At 72.5% G+C, this 18,983-nt stretch carries 14 protein-coding genes and 1 pseudogene; 11 read left to right on the forward strand and 4 right to left on the reverse strand.

What is annotated here, in order from left to right:
* Positions 1–269: 269 nt before the first annotated feature.
* The 3 genes from E4N62_RS30580 (at position 270) to sucD (ending at position 4,031) form a co-directional block, all read left to right on the forward strand.
* Positions 270–1,325, forward strand: a complete 1,056-nt coding sequence (locus tag E4N62_RS30580; RefSeq protein ID WP_230219658.1) for a hypothetical protein — start codon at positions 270–272, stop codon at positions 1,323–1,325.
* 624 nt (positions 1,326–1,949) lie between these two features.
* On the forward strand, positions 1,950–3,128 hold the full coding sequence (gene sucC, locus E4N62_RS30585; protein WP_184904473.1) for an ADP-forming succinate--CoA ligase subunit beta: 1,179 nt from the start codon (positions 1,950–1,952) through the stop codon (positions 3,126–3,128).
* Between the two features lie 18 nt (positions 3,129–3,146).
* Complete coding sequence (gene sucD / locus E4N62_RS30590) at positions 3,147–4,031, forward strand: succinate--CoA ligase subunit alpha (RefSeq protein WP_230219659.1); 885 nt, start codon at positions 3,147–3,149, stop codon at positions 4,029–4,031.
* A 98-nt stretch (positions 4,032–4,129) separates the two neighbouring features.
* On the opposite strand, the pseudogene E4N62_RS30595 reads toward sucD, so the two are convergent.
* Positions 4,130–5,090, reverse strand: a pseudogene (locus E4N62_RS30595) (RNA polymerase subunit sigma-70).
* Between the two features lie 267 nt (positions 5,091–5,357).
* Between E4N62_RS30595 and E4N62_RS30600 the strand changes: the two are divergent.
* Positions 5,358–6,893 (forward strand): DUF6350 family protein, encoded by a 1,536-nt coding sequence (locus tag E4N62_RS30600; RefSeq protein ID WP_230219660.1) that lies wholly within the window; start codon positions 5,358–5,360, stop codon positions 6,891–6,893.
* A gap of 743 nt (positions 6,894–7,636) precedes the next feature.
* Here the strand turns inward: E4N62_RS30600 and E4N62_RS30605 are convergent.
* Positions 7,637–8,431 (reverse strand): hypothetical protein, encoded by a 795-nt coding sequence (locus E4N62_RS30605; RefSeq protein ID WP_184906476.1) that lies wholly within the window; start codon positions 8,429–8,431, stop codon positions 7,637–7,639.
* A gap of 372 nt (positions 8,432–8,803) precedes the next feature.
* Here E4N62_RS30605 and purN point away from each other — a divergent pair, with 372 nt between their 5' ends.
* On the forward strand, positions 8,804–9,433 hold the full coding sequence (purN, locus tag E4N62_RS30610; protein WP_184904467.1) for a phosphoribosylglycinamide formyltransferase: 630 nt from the start codon (positions 8,804–8,806) through the stop codon (positions 9,431–9,433).
* Positions 9,430–10,992: a bifunctional phosphoribosylaminoimidazolecarboxamide formyltransferase/IMP cyclohydrolase gene (purH, locus tag E4N62_RS30615; protein ID WP_230219661.1), complete on the forward strand. Its 1,563-nt coding sequence runs from the start codon at positions 9,430–9,432 to the stop codon at positions 10,990–10,992. Before purN ends, purH begins: the two co-directional genes overlap by 4 nt.
* Before the next feature lie 210 nt (positions 10,993–11,202).
* Here the strand turns inward: purH and E4N62_RS30620 are convergent, their stop codons facing one another.
* Complete coding sequence (locus E4N62_RS30620; RefSeq protein ID WP_230219662.1) at positions 11,203–11,781, reverse strand: hypothetical protein; 579 nt, start codon at positions 11,779–11,781, stop codon at positions 11,203–11,205.
* A 283-nt stretch (positions 11,782–12,064) separates the two neighbouring features.
* Here E4N62_RS30620 and E4N62_RS30625 point away from each other — a divergent pair, with 283 nt between their 5' ends.
* The 3 genes from E4N62_RS30625 (at position 12,065) to E4N62_RS30635 (ending at position 14,877) form a co-directional block, all read left to right on the forward strand.
* Positions 12,065–12,919 carry a bifunctional methylenetetrahydrofolate dehydrogenase/methenyltetrahydrofolate cyclohydrolase gene (locus tag E4N62_RS30625; RefSeq protein WP_184904459.1) on the forward strand — a complete coding sequence of 285 codons (855 nt, stop codon included), beginning with the start codon at positions 12,065–12,067 and terminating at the stop codon, positions 12,917–12,919.
* 457 nt (positions 12,920–13,376) lie between these two features.
* Positions 13,377–13,868, forward strand: coding sequence for a DUF3017 domain-containing protein (locus E4N62_RS30630; RefSeq protein WP_230220278.1), 492 nt, complete (start codon positions 13,377–13,379; stop codon positions 13,866–13,868).
* Between the two features lie 538 nt (positions 13,869–14,406).
* Positions 14,407–14,877 carry a helix-turn-helix transcriptional regulator gene (locus tag E4N62_RS30635; protein WP_308185851.1) on the forward strand — a complete coding sequence of 157 codons (471 nt, stop codon included), beginning with the start codon at positions 14,407–14,409 and terminating at the stop codon, positions 14,875–14,877.
* Positions 14,878–15,038: 161 nt separating this feature from the next.
* On the opposite strand, the gene E4N62_RS30640 is transcribed toward E4N62_RS30635, so the two are convergent.
* Positions 15,039–15,572, reverse strand: coding sequence for a peptidoglycan-binding protein (locus E4N62_RS30640; RefSeq protein ID WP_230219663.1), 534 nt, complete (start codon positions 15,570–15,572; stop codon positions 15,039–15,041).
* Between the two features lie 457 nt (positions 15,573–16,029).
* Here E4N62_RS30640 and E4N62_RS30645 point away from each other — a divergent pair, with 457 nt between their 5' ends.
* Positions 16,030–17,385, forward strand: a complete 1,356-nt coding sequence (locus E4N62_RS30645) for a DUF2690 domain-containing protein (protein ID WP_374117090.1) — start codon at positions 16,030–16,032, stop codon at positions 17,383–17,385.
* Positions 17,386–17,859: 474 nt separating this feature from the next.
* The gene (locus tag E4N62_RS30650; protein ID WP_184904451.1) at positions 17,860–18,849 is read left to right on the forward strand and encodes a malate dehydrogenase; all 990 of its coding nucleotides are present in this window, start codon (positions 17,860–17,862) and stop codon (positions 18,847–18,849) included.
* Positions 18,850–18,983 lie beyond the last annotated feature (134 nt).

Genomic DNA, 18,983 nt, shown 5'->3' on the forward strand with positions numbered 1-18,983 from the left:
CGGCGGCGGCGCGCAACGGCGCAGCGACGGCCGTGCGTGAAGGCGGAGCGGTCGCGGGTGGCGGCGGTCGCGGCCGGGGTGGCAGGCGGTAACCGGACAAGGGAGGTTGAAAAACGGACATGAGAACGCGTCGGTGACAGGGGGCTTGTGCGGCGGCCGACGTCCCGTGCGAGGATCGGCAACACTTCACAGCCTTCACACGGGTGTTCGCATCTCGCGCATCTTCGCCCCGTACTCCGCCGTTCCGCCGCACCGGAGGAATTTCCGTCTTGATCCCAGCGACCGCGCTTCCCGGTGCCGGTGGCGTCCTGTGCGTGCTGCGCGGGGCCGCCGGGTGCCGTCTGGTGCGCGTGGCGCTGTTGGTGGGTGGACTGTTCATGCTGGGCGTTGTGTGCGGGGAGCGGGCGAGCGCCGCGGACGGGGCACCGACTTCGCCGTCCCCGTCCCTCCTGACCGCCGTCACGCAAGACGTCGTACGGCCGGTCGCCGAGCGAAGGGTGCGGCCGGTCGCCGAGGTGGCCGCACCGGTCACCGGGACCACCGTGAAGCCTGTCGCGAAGCATGTGGCGCGGCCCGTCACCGAGCGGATCGTGCGGCCGGCGTCCGAGAGAGCCACCGAGGGAGTCACCGGCGGCGTCCTGGAGCCGGTCGTCGGGGATGCCCTGCGCCCGGTCACCGAGTCGGTCGTGCGCCCGGTCACCGAGTCGGTCGTGCGGCCTGTCACCGAGGGTGTCGTGGTGCCCGTGGGGGACCTCGTGGAGTCGGTGACCGGAGGGCTGGGCGGGGTGACGTCGCAGCTGCCGCAGGTGACCCTGCCGTCGCTGCCCGGAGTGCCGGGGCTTCCGGAGCTGCCGCCACTGCCCGGGCTGCCCGAATGGAACACCCTGCCCGTCGAGTCCCTGCCCGTCGGCGGCGTGCCCCAGGAGTCGGGGCCGAGGGAGCCCGAGAACCCGGGCCCGGCCTCGGACGGTGGCGCCGGGCATGACACCGAAGGGGCCACCGGTCCGGCTTCCGTCACGTACGGGCCGAAGGCCGTGGTCGGCGGTACGGCCGCCGTGCCGGCCCCGCACCGGACCGCCGGCGACCTGGACGCAGAGGGCTCGCCCGGCGTCCGCGTGCCGGCGCGGCACGCCCCGGACGGTGTTCCCACGGGTGCCCTCGGACGGCACTCCTCCCTCGACAACGGCGGGCCCCGGCACGCCGAGCCGCACGCCGTCGCCGCTCTCGACCCGGCGCCGCTGAGCCTCGTGCCCGGCGCTCGCGCGACCGACACCCCGGGCGGGACCCGGGACCGGCACCGGGACATCCCCGAGTCCCCCGGCTGAGGGCCGGTCTCCCCACCCCGCCAGACCTGTAGCTCCGTGCCGGCCGACCACATCGGCCCGCTGTCCGGACGCCCCTCCGCGGTGCGGAGGACCGGCGGACCACGAAGAGCGGTGGCTGCTCCGCCCGCGCTTCCCGCCCTCAGGTCACCCCGATCCCCGTCCCCTTTCGTGTACCGCGCCGCCCCTACGCCGTAGGGGACGCGGCCACAGTCGACCGACCCTCCGTGCGGAAACCCGGACGGCCGAAAGCCGTCGGCCCGGTCCGGGCGGATGCCGGGGGCGGTGACGGACGGTCTCCCATGGGGAGGAGATCGCCCGTCGGGGGCCCCTTCCACATCGGTGGAGGGCCTCTGGGAACCTCACCGGACGTACCCCCGTCCGGTGAGGTTCCGCACGCGCGGCACGCGGTGCCAGTGAGCGCGGCATCATGTGACAGGTATCACCGCTCAGGTGTGACCCTCGATTTAGGGGCCCTTCGGAAGCAGCGATAACCTGCGAGACGGACATGCCGCGCGCTCGGACACCGTGTGCGCCTCCCTTGTGACTCTCGGCGGACGTCACGTTGCCCTTCGCGGCACGCCCACGCATAAGACGAACCGCGATCACTGATAGGGACGGAAGCGCGTGGACCTGTTCGAGTACCAGGCGAGGGACCTCTTCGCCAAGCACGGTGTACCGGTGCTGGCCGGTGAAGTCATCGACACGCCTGAGGCGGCGCGCGAGATCACCGAGCGGCTGGGCGGCAAGTCGGTCGTCAAGGCTCAGGTGAAGGTCGGTGGTCGAGGCAAGGCGGGCGGCGTCAAGCTCGCCGCCACCCCGGACGAGGCTGTCGCCCGTTCGACGGACATTCTCGGGATGGACATCAAGGGCCACACGGTCCACAAGGTGATGATCGCCGAGACCGCTCCGGAGATCGTCGAGGAGTACTACGTCTCCTACCTCCTCGACCGCACCAACCGCACCTTCCTCTCCATCGCCTCCGTCGAGGGCGGCATGGAGATCGAGGAGGTGGCGGCCACCCGCCCCGAGGCCGTCGCCAAGACGCCCATCGACGCCAACGTGGGTGTGACCCCCGAGGTCGCCCGTGGCATCGTCGAGGCCGCGAACTTCCCGGCCGAGGTCGCCGACAAGGTCGCCGACATCCTCGTCACCCTGTGGAAGACCTTCATCGAGGAGGACGCCCTCCTCGTCGAGGTCAACCCGCTGGCGAAGGTCGCCTCCGGCGATGTCCTCGCCCTCGACGGCAAGGTCTCCCTGGACGAGAACGCGGACTTCCGCCACCCCGACCACGAGGAGCTCGTCGACCACGCCGCCGCGAACCCCCTCGAGGCCGCGGCCAAGGAGAAGAACCTCAACTACGTCAAGCTCGACGGTGAGGTCGGCATCATCGGCAACGGCGCGGGTCTCGTGATGAGCACCCTGGACGTCGTCGCGTACGCCGGTGAGGCGCACGGTGGCGTCAAGCCCGCCAACTTCCTCGACATCGGCGGTGGCGCCTCCGCCGCCGTCATGGCGAACGGCCTGGAGATCATCCTCGGCGACCCGGACGTCAAGTCCGTCTTCGTCAACGTCTTCGGTGGCATCACCGCCTGTGACGAGGTCGCCAACGGCATCGTGCAGGCGCTGCAACTGCTCAAGGACAGGGGCGAGGAAGTCACCAAGCCCCTCGTCGTCCGCCTGGACGGCAACAACGCCGAGCTGGGTCGCAAGATCCTCTCCGACGCCAACCACCCGCTGGTGCAGCGCGTGGACACCATGGACGGCGCGGCCGACAAGGCCGCCGAGCTCGCGGCTGCGAAGTAAGGACGAGGGAACACAGCCATGGCTATCTTCCTCAACAAGGACTCCAAGGTCATCGTCCAGGGCATGACCGGTGCCACGGGCATGAAGCACACCAGGCTCATGCTGGCCGACGGCACGAACATCGTCGGTGGCGTGAACCCCCGCAAGGCGGGCACCAGCGTCGACGTCGACGGCACCGAGATCCCGGTCTTCGGCACCGTCGCCGAGGCGATCGAGAAGACGGGCGCGAACGTGTCCGTCCTCTTCGTACCGCCGGCCTTCGCCAAGGCGGCCGTCGTCGAGGCCATCGACGCCGAGATCCCGCTCGCGGTCGTCATCACCGAGGGCATCGCGGTCCACGACTCGGCCGCGTTCTACGCGTACGCCGTGTCGCAGGGCAACAAGACCCGGATCATCGGCCCGAACTGCCCGGGTCTGATCACCCCCGGTCAGTCGAACGCCGGCATCATCCCCGGTGACATCACCAAGCCGGGCCGCATCGGCCTGGTCTCGAAGTCCGGCACGCTGACGTACCAGATGATGTACGAGCTGCGTGACATCGGCTTCTCGTCGGCCGTCGGCATCGGTGGCGACCCGGTCATCGGCACCACGCACATCGACGCGCTCGCCGCGTTCGAGGCCGACCCCGACACCGACCTGATCGTGATGATCGGTGAGATCGGTGGCGACGCCGAGGAGCGGGCCGCCGACTTCATCAAGGCCAACGTGAAGAAGCCGGTCGTCGGTTACGTCGCCGGCTTCACCGCGCCCGAGGGCAAGACCATGGGCCACGCCGGCGCCATCGTCTCCGGCTCCTCCGGTACGGCCGCCGCGAAGAAGGAGGCCCTGGAGGCCGCCGGCGTCAAGGTCGGCAAGACGCCGACCGAGACGGCGAAGCTCGCGCGCGAGATCCTGGGCGGCTGACCTTCGGCTCGGCCGAGCCTTCTGTGGGCCCGCACCCCGGTCACGGGGTGCGGGCCCACCGGCGTCTCCGGGCGGGGCCGGTCCGGCGGCGTTGCCGCTCAGTCGGCTTCCGGATGCAGGCGTTCCGGCCCGGCGGCCGCCTCCGACCTGAGCTTGGCCCGGAGCTTCTGTTCGGTCTTGGAGAGGGGCCGGGGGCCGCTCGCGGGGCACGCCCTGGACCGGGGCGCCCGGCGGGACCGGAGGCTCGTAGTGGTCGGGGGCGGTGTGGAGGGTGAGGGCGGTGGTGGTGAGGAGAAGGGTGGTGAAGGCGATCGCGGCGTGGATCCAGCGCCGGGCGCGCAGGTCGGCCCGGGCGCGCAGGTCGACGGGCCGGGCCGGGCCGGGCCGGACGTCCGACGGGAGCGCGGCCAGGAGACGGTTGAGGTCGTCGGGGGCGACCGGCTGAGGGAGGCGGGCGGTGACCGTCTCGCGGGCGTAGAGGAGACGGCCGGCGGCGGCGGGAGTGCTGGCCTCCGTCTCGGCGGCCGTGTCGGGCAGGTCGAGGCCGACGCCGTCGTAGAGGAGCAGGGTCCGGCGGTACGGGGGCGGCAGTTCCAGGAGGGCGGTCAGCAGGGCGCGGTCGGCGGGGTCGGTCGGCGGTGGTTCGCGGCGCTGGAAGGGGCAGGGGTGCAGACGGCGCCAGGGGGAGAGGGCGTAGTCGTGGGCGGCGGCCCGCACCCAGCCCGCCGGGTCGCGGTCGACCGCCACCTCCGGCCAGCGGTGCCAGGCCAGCTGGAAGGCGCGCTCGACGGCCTCACGCGCGAGCCGGCGCTGCCCGGTGAGCAGATAGGTCTGCTGTACGAGGGTGGGGGCGCAGTACGCGTAGAGCGCGTCGAAGGCCTGGGCGGGCGTCAGGCGCGGTGAGGGCGGGACCGAGGCCGGGGTCGGATCCTCGGCATCGACGTCGGCCCCGGTGCCGAGGGGCTGCTGATACCACTCGGTCCCGCCCTGGACGGCCGGCTCACCGGAAGGCGCGGCCGCAGTTCCGGATGAGGTTCCGTTTTCGGCGCCGAGGCCCACGCCGACACCGGCGCCCGTTCTGGCTCCGGTGCCGGTGCCGGTGCCGGTGCCGGTGCCGGAGCCCGGGCCGGTTCTGGTTCCCCTCCCGGCTCCCGTCCTGTTTCGATGTCCGGTTCCGGGCTCGGCCCCGGGCGCGGTCACCGGGTCGCCTCCCGTCGTGGCGACCTCCGTCGGACCAACCCTCGTACGAAAAAACACATAAGCACATATTGGGCGACACGTGCAGGAAACGTCCGTTACGCCGGTAAAGTGCGTGTCGTTGGGAGCATGGCCGACGTGACGCACGCGACCGACCCGAACGACCCGGCCACCGGGCCGGGCCACCCCACCGGCCACGCCTGGGCGGCATCGTCCACGGCACCCGGGATGCCCCTCAGGCAGGTGGAGTCGACGGCCTCCCTGTACTCGTCGTCGCGGTCCCCCCTCTCGCCGTTGCTCCGACGGGCGCGCCGCCGGTCGTCCAAGCTCGTCTCCGGGGTGCTGGGCGGAGCCCTCGCGGCGGGCCTCGGGTGTGCGGTGTTCACCGCGCTCGTGACCGTGCTCTGGATCAGTTCGCCGTACCCGGACAGCGGGCCCGGCGGGGCGCTGCACGTGGCGGCGGCCCTGTGGCTGCTCTCCCACGGCGTGGAACTCGTCCGCACCGACACGCTCTCCGGTGCCCCCGCCCCGGTCGGCCTCGTCCCCCTCCTTCTGCTCGCGCTGCCGGTGGCCCTGCTGCACCGTTCGGCCCGCGACCACGGGGGGGACGGCTCCGGGGTGAGCGCCCGGGCGACCTGGGCCGGACTCGTCATCGGGTACGGGACCGTCGGCGCGGTGGTCACGCTGTACGCCTCCGGGGGCGTGCTGCGCCCGTCGTGGCTGTGGGCCGCGCTCTGCGTACCGCTGCTCGCGGCGCTCGCGGCGGGCACGGGGGTGTGGGCGGCGCGCCGGGGCTCTCGGCTGCCCCTGCCCGCGCTCCTCGGAGGCGCCGCCGGGACGGAAGGGCGGCGGCAGCTGGCGGCCACCGCCGGACGGGCCGCCGGGGCGGGTGTGCTCGTCCTGACCGGTGGGGGTGCCCTGCTGGTGGCCGTGTCCCTGGTCTGGCACGGAACGGCGACCCGTGACTCGTTCCTCCAGCTGACCGAAGGGCTGTCCGGGCGGTTCGCCGTCCTGCTGCTCTGCGTCGCCCTCGTCCCGAACGCGGCGCTGTGGGCGGCGGCGTACGCGCTCGGGCCGGGCTTCGTGCTGAGCGCCGGGCACACCGTCGCGCCGTTGAGCGCGGCCGCTCCCGCCCCGTTTCTGCCGTCCTTCCCGTTGCTCGCCGCAGTTCCGGCCGGCGGGGGTGCGCCGGTGTACTGGGTGGTGGGTGCGGTGCCGCTGGCCGCGGGGGTGACGGTCGGGTGGTTCATCGCGGGCCGGGCCGCCGCCGACCGGTCGAAGCCGTGGTCCGTACGGCGTACGGCCGCCGCGGTTCTCCTCGCGGCGCTGCTGTCCGCCGCCGCCTTCGCCTTCCTCGCCCACCTCGCCGGTGGGCCCCTCGGCGTCGCCGCGCTCACCGACTTCGGTCCCGTGTGGTGGCGTGCGGGCGGCGCGGCCGGCGCCTGGGTGGGAGCGGTGGCACTCCCGGTCGCGCTGACGACGCGCTGGGCACGGGCACGGCCCCGGCCCAAGGCCGCCGCGCCGACCACCGGCCCACGAACGGCGGCGGGGGTGCCGGGGCGAGGGGGCCGGGCGGGAGGGGCGGCGGGGCGCCGGGGCGCGGTGGGGCGGTGGAGGTGCCGGAGGGAACGGGCCGGAGAGGGTGCTGCATGCGCCGACGGTTGAGGTGGGGCCGGAGAGGGTGCAGGGGCCGAGTTCGGGCAGGGTCAGGCGGGGGACGTGGTGGAGGACAGCGCGTTGGAGGGCGGCGTGATGAAGGGCGGCGTGATGAAGGGCGGCGCGGTGGAGGTGTCGGGGCAGAGACAGCGCGGGGTCCGGCAGCGCGGGAGGAGACGGCGCGGGTGCGACAGCGCGGAAGGGCGTGGCGGGGGCGCACACGGCTGCACTGCGGACCCCGGCCACTCCCACGCCCACCGCGGCCCCGCAGGCGGACGCCGGCCCAGATACCGTTCCCGACGCCGGCCGAGTCACCGTTGCCCACGCCGACCCGGGCACTGTTCCGCACGCCGACCGGGGCACTGTTCCCCGCACCGACCCTGGAGCCGGTCCCACCCCCGACGCGTCCGTCCGAGGGACCGCCGTCTCCCCGTCACCGCCCGTCTGGGACCCCGCCTCGCGTGAAGCCCGCTGGGCGGCGCTGCGCGAGGCGTTGATGCTCGGGGGCGAGAGTGATCGAACCCCCGGCTCTCCCGACGACGGCGGCTTCGGTGGAGGTATCGCTGCCTCGGCCGCTACCGGAGCCCCGGCCCCTGCTGCCCCTGCTCCTGCCCCTCCCTCGTCCGAGGGGGCGCCAGGGGTCGACACCGGCACCGAGCTCCGGCCCGGAGAAGCACCCTGACCAGTGCGAAGGCGCCGCCCGTGGTCGTCCTCGGCGGCGCCTTTGTGGTGTTGACCGCCGTGCCGGGCGGCTACTGCGCGCCCAGCATCTCCCGCAGCGGGCCCTCCGGGAGGAGGTCCTTGCAGGACTTGGCGGAGACCGTGGTGAGGGAGTCGTCGACGCAGGTGTAGTAGTCGCGGTAGACGAACTGCGCCGTGAAGGTGATGGCGACGATCGCCAGCGCGATCGTAGAGGTCACCAGGCCGCTGATGGCCGCCGTCCGCTGGGGGCGACCGCTCGGCTCGGGCGCCGCAGGCCGGGACGGGTCCGGCGTGGCCGGCTTCGCCCGCAGCGCGCTGACGGCCCAGTACACGGCCAGCGAACCGAGCAGCAGCGCCACGTAGGGCCAGGCGAAGAGCGCGAAGAAGAAGGCCCACATACCGCTGAGCAACGAGTACCGCGCGCGACGCTGGGCCGGGTCCGTGGGGTCCCAGCGCAGCCCACTGCCCGGCCCGCCCTCGGGGCCCTGCCCGGAACCGCCGGGCCCACCCGGTCCGCCCTGGCCACCGGGACGGTCACCGAAGTGTCCGCCGGACGAGCGGCCGGGCTGCCGGTCGCTCCACTGACTGCCCCACGGCGAGTGGCCACCGCCGCGCCCCGCTCCGTCGTCGGAACCCCGGCCGTCGGGCCGGCGCGGCTGCCACGGCCGGTCGGGCGCGCCCTCGGGCGGCGGCGCGAACGGATTGTCGTCCGAAGAGCCTGAGCCCTGGCCCCGCCCGGGCTGCCCGGGCTGCTCGGGGGTGTCCTCGCTCTCGCGCGGAGGCGTGGGCGAGGAACTCCGCTCGCGCAGCAGGAGCGAAGGAAGGCGGAGGCTGCGGTCCGGCATCAGGAGTGCGTCTTCCCCTCGGTGAATACGGTCGGTGGTGTGCTCGGCGGTGACGTCGGCGGTGGACCCGGTCTCGATCTCGGCGCTGAGATCCACTGGTAGGGCATGAGCCGGCACTCCGTGAACGCCCCGCACACCGGCCGCGTTCCCGAGCCCGCTCCTGGCAGACGCTACCTCCCGGCCACGCCCCCGTCCCACGGGGGCCGTCCGAAGTGCCGGTATCGTTGCTGACGGTCGGCCGCTTCGTAGACTTCCCCGTATCGGGGGACGCGAAGCATTCGTAGGAATGCACAAGCGCGCAGGTGCACCGCACGCACCGGCGCGGTCGGCGGACCCGAACGTCCCCGCAGAACCCGTAGAAAGGGCCCCACCGTGGCCGCCAAGCCCGTGGCCAAGCGCCTCGTCGTGCTGGTCTCCGGATCCGGCACCAACCTCCAGGCGCTGCTGGACGCCATCGCGACGACCGGCGTCGAGGCATACGGCGCCGAGATCGTGGCCGTCGGAGCCGACCGCGACGGGATCGAGGGACTCGCCCGCGCCGAGCGCGCCGGGCTGCCGACCTTCGTCTGCCGGGTCAAGGACCACGCGACGCGTGAGGAGTGGGACGCGGCGCTCGCCGAGGCCGTCGCCGCCCATGAGCCCGACCTCGTCGTCTCCGCCGGGTTCATGAAGATCGTGGGGAAGGAGTTCCTCGCGCGGTTCGGCGGCCGGTTCGTCAACACCCACCCGGCTCTCCTCCCCAGTTTCCCGGGGACCCACGGGGTGCGGGACGCGCTCGCTTACGGCGCCCGGGTCACCGGCTGCACCGTCCACTTCGTCGACGACGGCGTCGACACCGGGCCGATCATCGCGCAGGGCGTGGTGGAGATCCGGGACGAGGACGACGAGAGCGCTCTGCACGAGCGCATCAAGGAAGTCGAGCGAAGGCTGCTCGTCGATGTCGTGGGGCGGCTCGCCCGCAACGGCTATCGCATTGAGGGACGAAAGGTAGTTATCCAGTGACCGCCGACATCAACAAGCGGCCCCTTCGCCGGGCGCTCGTCAGCGTCTACGACAAGACCGGGCTGGAGGAGCTGGCCCGCGGGCTGCACGAGGCCGGTGTCGAGCTCGTCTCCACCGGCTCCACGGCCGCGAAGATCGCCGCCGCGGGCGTCCCCGTCACCAAGGTCGAGGAGCTCACCGGCTTCCCCGAGTGCCTGGACGGCCGGGTCAAGACCCTGCACCCCAAGGTCCACGCGGGCATCCTCGCCGACCTCCGGCTGGAGGACCACCAGCGCCAGCTCGCCGAGCTGGGCGTCGAGCCGTTCGACCTCGTCGTCGTGAACCTCTACCCGTTCCGGGAGACCGTCGCCTCCGGCGCCACCCCCGACGAGTGCGTCGAGCAGATCGACATCGGCGGCCCTTCGATGGTCCGCGCCGCCGCCAAGAACCACCCCTCCGTCGCGGTCGTCACCAGCCCCGCCAGGTACGCGGACGTCCTCGCCGCCGTGCAGGACGGCGGCTTCGACCTCACCACCCGCAAGCGGCTCGCCGCCGAGGCCTTCCAGCACACGGCCGCGTACGACGTGGCCGTGGCCTCCTGGTTCGCCTCGTCCTACGCGCCCGCCGACGACTCGCAGTTCCCCGACTTCCTCGGGGCCACCTGGGAGCGCGCGCACACCCTGCGCTACGGCGAGAACCCGCACCAGCCGGCCGCGCTGTACGTCTCCGGGACCGGCGGTCTCGCCGAGGCCGAGCAGCTGCACGGCAAGGAGATGTCGTACAACAACTACACGGACACGGACGCCGCGCGCCGTGCCGCGTACGACCACGACGAGCCGGCCGTCGCGATCATCAAGCACGCGAACCCCTGCGGTATCGCGGTCGGCACGGATGTCGCCGAGGCGCACCGCAAGGCGCACGCCTGTGACCCGCTGTCCGCGTTCGGCGGTGTGATCGCCGTCAACCGGCCGGTCAGCAAGGAGATGGCCGAACAGGTCGCGGAGATCTTCACCGAGGTCATCGTCGCGCCCGACTACGAGGAGGGGGCCCTGGAGGCCCTCGCCAAGAAGAAGAACATCCGGGTACTGAAGGCGCCGGGCGCCCCCGCCGCGCCGGCGGAGCTGAAGCCCGTCGACGGCGGTGCGCTGCTCCAGGTCACCGACCGGCTCCAGGCCGACGGCGACGACCCGGCGAACTGGACCCTCGCGACCGGCGAGGCCCTCTCCGCCGACGAGCTGGCCGAGCTGGCGTTCGCCTGGAAGGCCTGCCGCGCGGTGAAGTCCAACGCCATCCTGCTCGCCAAGGACGGCGCGTCGGTCGGTGTGGGGATGGGGCAGGTCAACCGCGTCGACTCCTGCAAGCTGGCGGTCGAGCGGGCCGGCGCCGAGCGCGCGCGGGGCTCGTACGTCGCCTCGGACGCGTTCTTCCCGTTCCCGGACAACATCGACGTGCTGGGTGCGGCCGGCGTCAAGGCCATCGTCCAGCCGGGCGGTTCGGTCCGTGACGAGCTGGTCGTCGAGGCCGCGCAGAAGGCCGGGATCACGATGTACTTCACGGGGACGCGGCACTTCTTCCACTGATTCCACTGAGCGGATGCGCTGAAGCCGTGAGGCGTGGGGCGTGGGGCGTGGGGCCCGTCGGTTCGTCCGACGGGCCCCACGTCGTACGCGTGCCGCCGGGCGGCGCGGACTCCGGGGCCGGCTTCAGGCGTGGCGTGACGCCCCCGTGAACACGCCGAAGGGCCGTACCCCCTTCCGCGGGGTACGGCCCTTCGCTGTGCTCGGCCGCGCTCAGTAGCGCGGGCGGTTGAACCACGCCTTGCCGTTGGCGTTGCCGACGAAGACGGCGATCAGGATGCCCAGCACCAGGTGGACCAGGCCGATCAGGAAGAACGGGAAGACGCCCAGGACGGCTGTGATGATGCCGAAGACCAGCGCGGCGACGCGTACGCCGTTGCCGCCGGACTTGAACTTCACGGCCAGCATGATCGCGTACACCAGCCAGGCCACCGCGAAGACGGCGATCGCCACCATCTGGCCGGTGGGGATGTTGCCCAGCGCCTCCGCGAGGGCCGGGTCCTCGGTGCTGTCGCTGGCCGCGGCCACACCGATCGCGCCGATGCCGTACAGGAGCACGCCGACGACCTGGAGGCCGACGATGACCCAGAGCATGATGCGGGCCGCGTTCACCGTGCTGGGCATGGTCTCGGGAGCGCCCGGGTAGCCGCCATAGCCCTGGGAGACCGGCGGGGCGGTCGGGTAGCCGTACCCCGGCTGCTGGGGCTGGTTCTGCTGCGGGTAGCCGTAGCCCGGGGCGGGCGGCTGCTGCTGGGGCTGGCCGTACGGGTTGTTCGGGTCGCCGAAGCTCATGCGGGGTTTCCTCCGTTGCCTGGTGCGGGGACGCGCGGCACGGTTCGGAGGAATGCCTGTCTTTTTGAACTGGTCACGCCCCCCGGCAGTGCCCGCGGCACTGTGTCCCAATCGTTTTATATGCCCGCCCGGATGTCCAGGGAGATACCGCGGGTGTTGTGCAAGTGCAACACATCCGATCTTGTCCGGCACGGACGCTCCGCACGGACCGGTAGGGGGCGGAAGGCGTCCGCCTGGTGACCGGATTGGAACCCGGCACCGGTCATCCGCGAAGATTGGGGCCATGAGCGCCCAGATTCTCGATGGCAAGGCCACCGCAGCCGCGATCAAGTCCGATCTGACCGCCCGCGTGGCGGTGCTGAAGGAGAAGGGCGTCACGCCCGGACTCGGCACGATCCTGGTCGGGGAGGACCCCGGCAGCCAGAAGTACGTGGCGGGCAAGCACCGCGACTGCGCGCAGGTGGGCATCGCCTCCATCCAGCGTGAGCTGCCCGCGACCGCCACGCAGGAGGAGATCGAGGCGGTGGTGCGGGAGCTCAACGAGGACCCCGCGTGCACCGGATACATCGTGCAGCTGCCGCTTCCCAAGGGCATCGACGAGAACCGCATCCTCGAACTGATGGACCCCGACAAGGACGCGGACGGCCTGCACCCGATGAACCTCGGGCGCCTCGTCCTGAACGAGCCCGCGCCGCTGCCCTGCACGCCGAACGGTGTCCTCACCCTGCTGCGCCAGTACGGCGTCGAGATCAAGGGTGCCGAGGTCGTGGTCGTCGGTCGCGGTGTGACCATCGGCCGCCCGATGCCGCTGCTGCTGACCCGGCGCAGCGAGAACGCCACGGTGACCCAGTGCCACACGGGTACGCGTGACCTGGCCGCGCACCTCAAGCGGGCAGACATCATCGTCGCGGCGGCCGGCTCGGCCCACCTCGTCCGGCCCGAGGACGTGAAGCCGGGCGCCGCCGTGCTCGACGTCGGTGTCTCCCGCTCCGCCGAGGGCAAGATCGTCGGGGACGTGCACCCCGGGGTCGCCGAGGTCGCCGGGTGGATCTCCCCCAACCCCGGGGGCGTCGGGCCCATGACCCGCGCCCAGCTGCTCGTCAACGTGGTCGAGGCGGCGGAGCGCAGTGTCGGCTGACGGCAGGGCGGAGGGGACATCGCGGCGGCCGGGGCCACCGAGGGCCTCCGGCCGGGCCGAACGGCCAGGGGCGTCGGCCGACGGCGCCCCCGGCCTTGGGAAGACGGCGGTCGAAGCCGCCACGTCGGAGCGGCCGGGCGCGAGCGACGGGGCGGCGTCGGAGAGGGCACAGATGTCGTCGGAGAGGGCACAGATGTCGAGGACGACGGAAAAGGCCGGGACGACAGAAACCGCGGGGGCCGCCGCTGAGGGGGCCGGGTCGGCTGGGAAGGGCAGCTCGGCTGCCGCCGGGTCGGTCAAGAAGCCGGAGAAGGCGGGGAAGCCGGAGGCGGCGGAGACTGCGGAGACAGTCGGCGCGAACGAGGGTGCAGAGGGCTCGCGGTCGACCGGAGCCGCCGGGGCAGCCGGGTCGGGCGAGGCGGCCGAGGTCGCCGGCCCTTCGGCTGAGGCGTCCGGGGTGGCCGACGCGGCCAGGTCCGCCGAGGGCGGTGATGAGATCGAGGTGCGGGATCACATCAGCGTGCCCGATGCCGACGGGAAGCCCGTACGCGGTACCCGGCGGTTCCCGATGTTCACGAAGGACACCGCGCGGCCCGAGGGCGGCGGCCGGGCGGCACCGCGTGAAGCGCCCGCGCCCGTCCGGCAGTGGCCGATCCTCGCCGTGCTGAGCACCGTGGGCCTCGGTCTGCTGCTCACCGCGCTGGACGCGTTCCGGATCGGCACGATCCTGATCGGCGTCGCGCTGCTCGCCGGCGCGGCGCTGCGCTGCGCCGTCCGGGACGTCGGCATGCTCGCCGTCCGCTCCCGCTTCACCGACATGGCCACGTACATCGTCCTGGGCACCGCGATCGTGCTGCTCGCACTGATGGCCCAGCCCAAGCCGTGGCTGGAGATCCCGTTCCTCAAGGACACGCTGCACTTCACGGTGGGCGAGGAGGAGACGGGCTGAGACCGGCCGCTTCGGCCCCGGTCCCTGACGCGGTGCGACGGCGGTCCGTCCCCTCCCCCGAGTAAGGACGGGCCGCCGTCGCGTTCCACGTTCCTGCACGGCGAACGACCTGTTCAACACCTGTCAGGCCGCTGTGGCACGGAAGTGACCGTTCCGCCAAGGTGTCCGGATCGAGCCACGGCGACGGCACCCGGACGTCATCCCGGCATGGCAGCAGCGCGGGCCACCGACGGCAGCCGGCCGTGGCAGGCCGGCGGTGGCAGGTCGGCAGTGGCAGGCCGGCGGCGGCAGTCCGGCAGCCGTGGATCATCACCGGCGCGGGCGGATTTCACGCGCCCCCGTTCGTGCCCTTCGCTTCGCCTCACCAGGCCACCCACGTCACCCCACACCACTCCCGCCCGGTCCGGCGCGCTGTCCGAACGCCACGGCTCCGACACCCGTACTGGTGGGAACCGGTCCACCCACGAGCTTCGTCACCTGCTCAGACCCGCCCGAGCCCCACCCTTGAGCCCCGCCTTTGAGTCGAGGAGGCAGCCCGATGAGCGCCTGGCAGCCGCTGGCGGACGAACTCCCCCCGGAGGTACAGCATTTCGTCGAGCAGCTGCGCCTGCTGAAGGACCGCACGGGACTGAGTCTCGTCGCGCTCGGCGCGCGCACCGCCTACAGCAAGTCCTCCTGGCAGCGGTACCTCAACGGCGCCCAGCCCCCGCCCCGCCAGGCGGTCGTGGCCCTGTGCCGGGTCGCCGGGGAGGACGCCGCACGCTTCGGGGCGCTGCGCGAACTGGCCCTCGGGCCTGGCCGCGCCCGTCCCCCCAGACGGTGCCGTCCCAGCCGCCCGAGCCCGGAGCGGCGGGGAGCGGAGGGGAACGTGGCCGAGGCGTACGAGGACGACCCCACGCTCCCTGGTGGGACACCCCGCCGACGAACCGGCCCCGCCCACCCGGCCGCGTCGCCCTCTACGCCGCCCTCGCCGTCCTGCTCGCCCTGGCCCTCGTCACCGCCGCGCTGATAGGGGCCGTCACCCTGTCGTGACGACCCCCGTCGACCTTGCGGCGTCAGTCGACCTCCGGCGGTGCCCACGGTCACCTGTCGGCGCCCACCGTCACCCGATCGGTGCCGGCCCTCACCCATCGGCGCTCACCGGCACCGATCGGTGCTGGCCGAACCCCCTCAGCCGCGCCAGTCGTACGCGGCGACCTTCCACTTCGAGCCGATCCTGACGTAGTAGTCCCCGTCGAGGCGCTTGAGGTCCACCTCGTGCGACAGGCCCGCGTACGTCACCTTGCCGTCGCCGTACGGCCCGTCAAGGAAGCCGTCGGCCTGGCCGAAGGTCTCCTCGCCGACGATCCCGTCGACGTCCTCCAGGTCTTCCTGTGCCTGCCAGTACTTGGTCGCCGAGCGGGTCTTCCAGCCGAAGATCCCGTCGATGTCCCACGGGGTGAAGGTGTGCAGATTCCCGCTGGAGTCCTTCCACTTGGCTCCGTCGGCGTACAGGACGCTCTGCCACAGCCGCGTCGCGTTGCTCTTGGCGTGCGAGTTGACGGACAGCGTGCCCTCGTCGCCCCAGTCGTTGTACGCGGCACCGGAGCCGTCGACGACGTGCGGCTCCGCGGCCGTGGCGAGCGGAGCGGCGGTGCCGAGCGCGAGCCCGGCCGAGGCCGTCACGGCGACGGCCGCGAGCAGCAGCCTGGACTTGAGTCGCATGTGATCCCCCTGGTCCCCGTTGTCTGTCGGTCTTCACTGACGCACACGTTCCTCGCCGGTGTGTACGAGGTGCACGAGCCCCTGTTCGACTTGTGTGACCGTGCCTGTGTGGTCCCTGTGTCGATGTGTTGACAACTTCGAGGTTGTGCGGCCGACCCGCTCGACACCAGGGCTAACGTGGGCATTCGGGATGGTCCGGGACGTCCCGTGCCTGGACCTGCGATTCCGCCCGGAAATCCGGGATGCCGGTGGGACACTGGACCACAGACCGTTGTGGGGCGCGCGACAGCGCGTGAGCACGTCCGAAATGCTCCCGCACGCCCCTTTCCACGGAACTGGCATCCCCGCCGGGCGCATCCCAGTGGGTAGGTCAGAACGGGGCTTCGGAGAGGGCCCCGGGTCGTACGGAGAGACGTACGGGGGGAAGAGGGGGGAAGTAATGCCTCGTTGGAGGGCCTTGCCGGATGAACTCGATCCACAGGTCAGGGAGTTCGCGGGCCAGCTCCGCCGGCTCGTCGACCGTGGTGGACTGAGCATCGCCGCGGTGGCCGACCGCACGGGCTACAGCAAGACGTCCTGGGAGCGGTATCTCAACGGCAGACTGCTCGCGCCGAAAGGCGCGATCGTCGCGTTGGCCGAGGTGACGGGTGCCGATCCCGTCCATCTGACCACGATGTGGGAGCTTGCCGAGCGGGCCTGGAGCCGTTCGGAGATGCGCCACGACATGACCATGGAAGCGATCCGTATCTCCCAGGCCCGCGCCGCCCTCGGCGAGACGGGCGGCCAGTCCACCGTCAAGGGTGGCGGCAGGAACGGCAGAGCGGGCCGCAGCGCCACCGCGACGCCGGGCGTGGCGGGCCCGGCGGGCGTCTCGCCGACCGTCCCGCCGCAGCCGCGCTCCCCGAGCGATCGCATCTCGCGCTCGCCGTACGGGAGTTCGGGCGAGTCGTCGGCCTCGTCGCCGTCCGCTCCCTCCGTGTCCTCCTCGTCCTCCTCCGCGCCGCCGTACGGCGGGGTCGGCGGGGCCGGGTCGGTCGCCGGAGGGGCGTCGCGCGTCAGTTGGGGAGCGACCCCGCCGGGCTCCGCGCCCTCGGCGTCCTCTTCCTCCCCGTCGGACCTGATGGGCGGGCGGTCGTCCTCGGCCTCCTCCGGGGCGGCCCCGGGTTCCGCCTCGGTGTCGTCGGCCTCCTCGTCCCGGGGCCCGGCCGGGGCCTCGGTCCCCGGGGGTGTCCAGGGCGGCGGTGACGCTGCGGCCCCGTCCGGTGTCTTCGGGCCCCCGCCGGGCGGCGGGGGCCGGTCCGGCGACGGCGACTCCCAGCCGAAGCGGCGCGTGACGATGTTCCTCGCCGGGGCCGTGGGCGCGCTCGTCGTCATCGCGGCGGCCTTCCTGCTCACCGACGGAGACGGCAAGGACCAGGCGGGGGACAGGTCGCCGACCTCCCCGTCGACCTCGATCGGCACGAACCCCGACCTCCCGGTCGGCGTGAAGTGCAGCGGTAAGGGCTGCGACGGCAAGGACCCCGAGACCATGGGATGCATCGGCAACCTCGTCCGGACCACCGACGAGGCCACGATCGGCACCACCCGCGTCGAGGTCCGCTACAGCAAGGCCTGCCAGGCCGCCTGGGCGCGCATCACCGGCGCCGCCCAGGGCGACGAGGTCCAGGTCACGGTCGGGAAGACCAAGCAGACGGCCGCCATCGAAGCCGCCGGCGACAACATCGCCTACACCCAGATGGTCGCCGTGAAGGACGCGGGCGAGGCCACGGCCTGCGCGACCCTGGCATCCGGGCAGAAGGGCTGCACGGGGTAGCGATTCGCCGCCTCTTCCTCGCCCTCGGTCGACGCACAGTCGGCGGACTCGCCATCCGTCGACTCGCCGTCGGTGGACTCGCTATGTGCCGACTCGCCCGTCGACCGATCCGGTCACCTTCCGTCATTGCCCCTACCGAAAAGCAATCACGGCGTAAGTGGAATGCCCGCCGAACTCCGGGGCAGACGGAGGGGACCCCCACGGGAGTCCGGCCCGCCCGGGAGACGCACCACCCTCCCGGCCCGGCACCCCACAGGCGGCCGCCTTGGTCCCACCCCCCGGACCGGCGGCCGCCTCTTTCGTGTGGTCCTCCCCGCAGTGCGACTTGTGGGCTGGGCCACACGAACCCCGGCCGTCCGGGATCCCGGATGCGCGATAGCCTGACCACCGATCTCTTGACGCCGAGAGATCGATCATTTGTACGTCCCGCAGGGGCCGGGACGCCCCACCGCCAGCTGTCATACGGAGAACGCCATGACCCGCACTCCCGTGAACGTCACCGTCACCGGCGCGGCCGGCCAGATCGGTTACGCCCTGCTCTTCCGCATCGCCTCCGGCCAGCTGCTCGGCGCGGACGTGCCGGTCAAGCTCCGCCTCCTGGAGATCACGCCGGCGCTCAAGGCCGCCGAGGGCACCGCCATGGAGCTCGACGACTGCGCCTTCCCGCTCCTGGCGGGCATCGACATCACCGACGACCCGAACGTCGCCTTCGACGGCGCCAACGTCGGTCTGCTCGTCGGCGCCCGCCCCCGTACCAAGGGCATGGAGCGCGGCGACCTGCTCGAGGCCAACGGCGGCATCTTCAAGCCGCAGGGCAAGGCCATCAACGACCACGCGGCGGACGACATCAAGGTCCTCGTCGTCGGCAACCCGGCCAACACCAACGCCCTCATCGCCCAGGCCGCCGCGCCGGACGTACCGGCCGAGCGCTTCACCGCGATGACCCGTCTGGACCACAACCGCGCGCTGACCCAGCTGTCGAAGAAGACGGGCGTCCCGGTCTCCGAGATCAAGAAGCTCACGATCTGGGGCAACCACTCCGCGACCCAGTACCCGGACATCTTCCACGCCACGGTCGCCGGCAAGAACGCCGCCGAGGTCGTGAGCGACGAGAAGTGGCTCGCCGAGGACTTCATCCCGACCGTCGCCAAGCGTGGCGCCGCGATCATCGAGGCCCGTGGCGCATCGTCGGCCGCCTCCGCCGCCAACGCCGCCATCGACCACATCTACACCTGGGTCAACGGCACCGCCGAGGGCGACTGGGCCTCCATGGGCATCCCGTCCGACGGCTCCTACGGTGTGGCCGAGGGCCTCATCTCCTCCTTCCCGGTCACCGTGAAGGACGGCAAGTACGAGATCGTCCAGGGCCTGGAGATCAACGAGTTCTCCCGCGCCCGTATCGACGCCTCGGTCCAGGAGTTGGCGGAGGAGCGCGAGGCGGTCCGCGCGCTCGGCCTCCTCTGAGCAGCCCTCCCGGGGGCGGCGCCCCCTAGCTCGTCCGCGCAGGCCCTGTCCCGGTTTCGACCAGGACAGGGCCTGTTCGGCGTGTTCGCCGCTATCGTCTGCCTACGTACGTCATGAGAACGCCGACGTCGGCA

The sequence above is a fragment of the Streptomyces sp. MNU76 genome (assembly GCF_020982545.1).
In the GTDB taxonomy this organism is placed as follows: domain Bacteria; phylum Actinomycetota; class Actinomycetes; order Streptomycetales; family Streptomycetaceae; genus Streptomyces.

Coding starts and splice junctions, on each gene's coding strand:
- E4N62_RS30635 (WP_308185851.1), top strand. CDS start 14,407: ATGAGCGCCTGGCAGCCGCTGGCGGACGAACTCCCCCCGGAGGTACAG.
- E4N62_RS30620 (WP_230219662.1), bottom strand. CDS start 11,781: ATGAGCTTCGGCGACCCGAACAACCCGTACGGCCAGCCCCAGCAGCAG.
- E4N62_RS30600 (WP_230219660.1), top strand. CDS start 5,358: ATGGCCGACGTGACGCACGCGACCGACCCGAACGACCCGGCCACCGGG.
- E4N62_RS30625 (WP_184904459.1), top strand. CDS start 12,065: ATGAGCGCCCAGATTCTCGATGGCAAGGCCACCGCAGCCGCGATCAAG.
- E4N62_RS30605 (WP_184906476.1), bottom strand. CDS start 8,431: ATGCCGGACCGCAGCCTCCGCCTTCCTTCGCTCCTGCTGCGCGAGCGG.
- sucD (WP_230219659.1), top strand. CDS start 3,147: ATGGCTATCTTCCTCAACAAGGACTCCAAGGTCATCGTCCAGGGCATG.
- E4N62_RS30650 (WP_184904451.1), top strand. CDS start 17,860: ATGACCCGCACTCCCGTGAACGTCACCGTCACCGGCGCGGCCGGCCAG.
- E4N62_RS30640 (WP_230219663.1), bottom strand. CDS start 15,572: ATGCGACTCAAGTCCAGGCTGCTGCTCGCGGCCGTCGCCGTGACGGCC.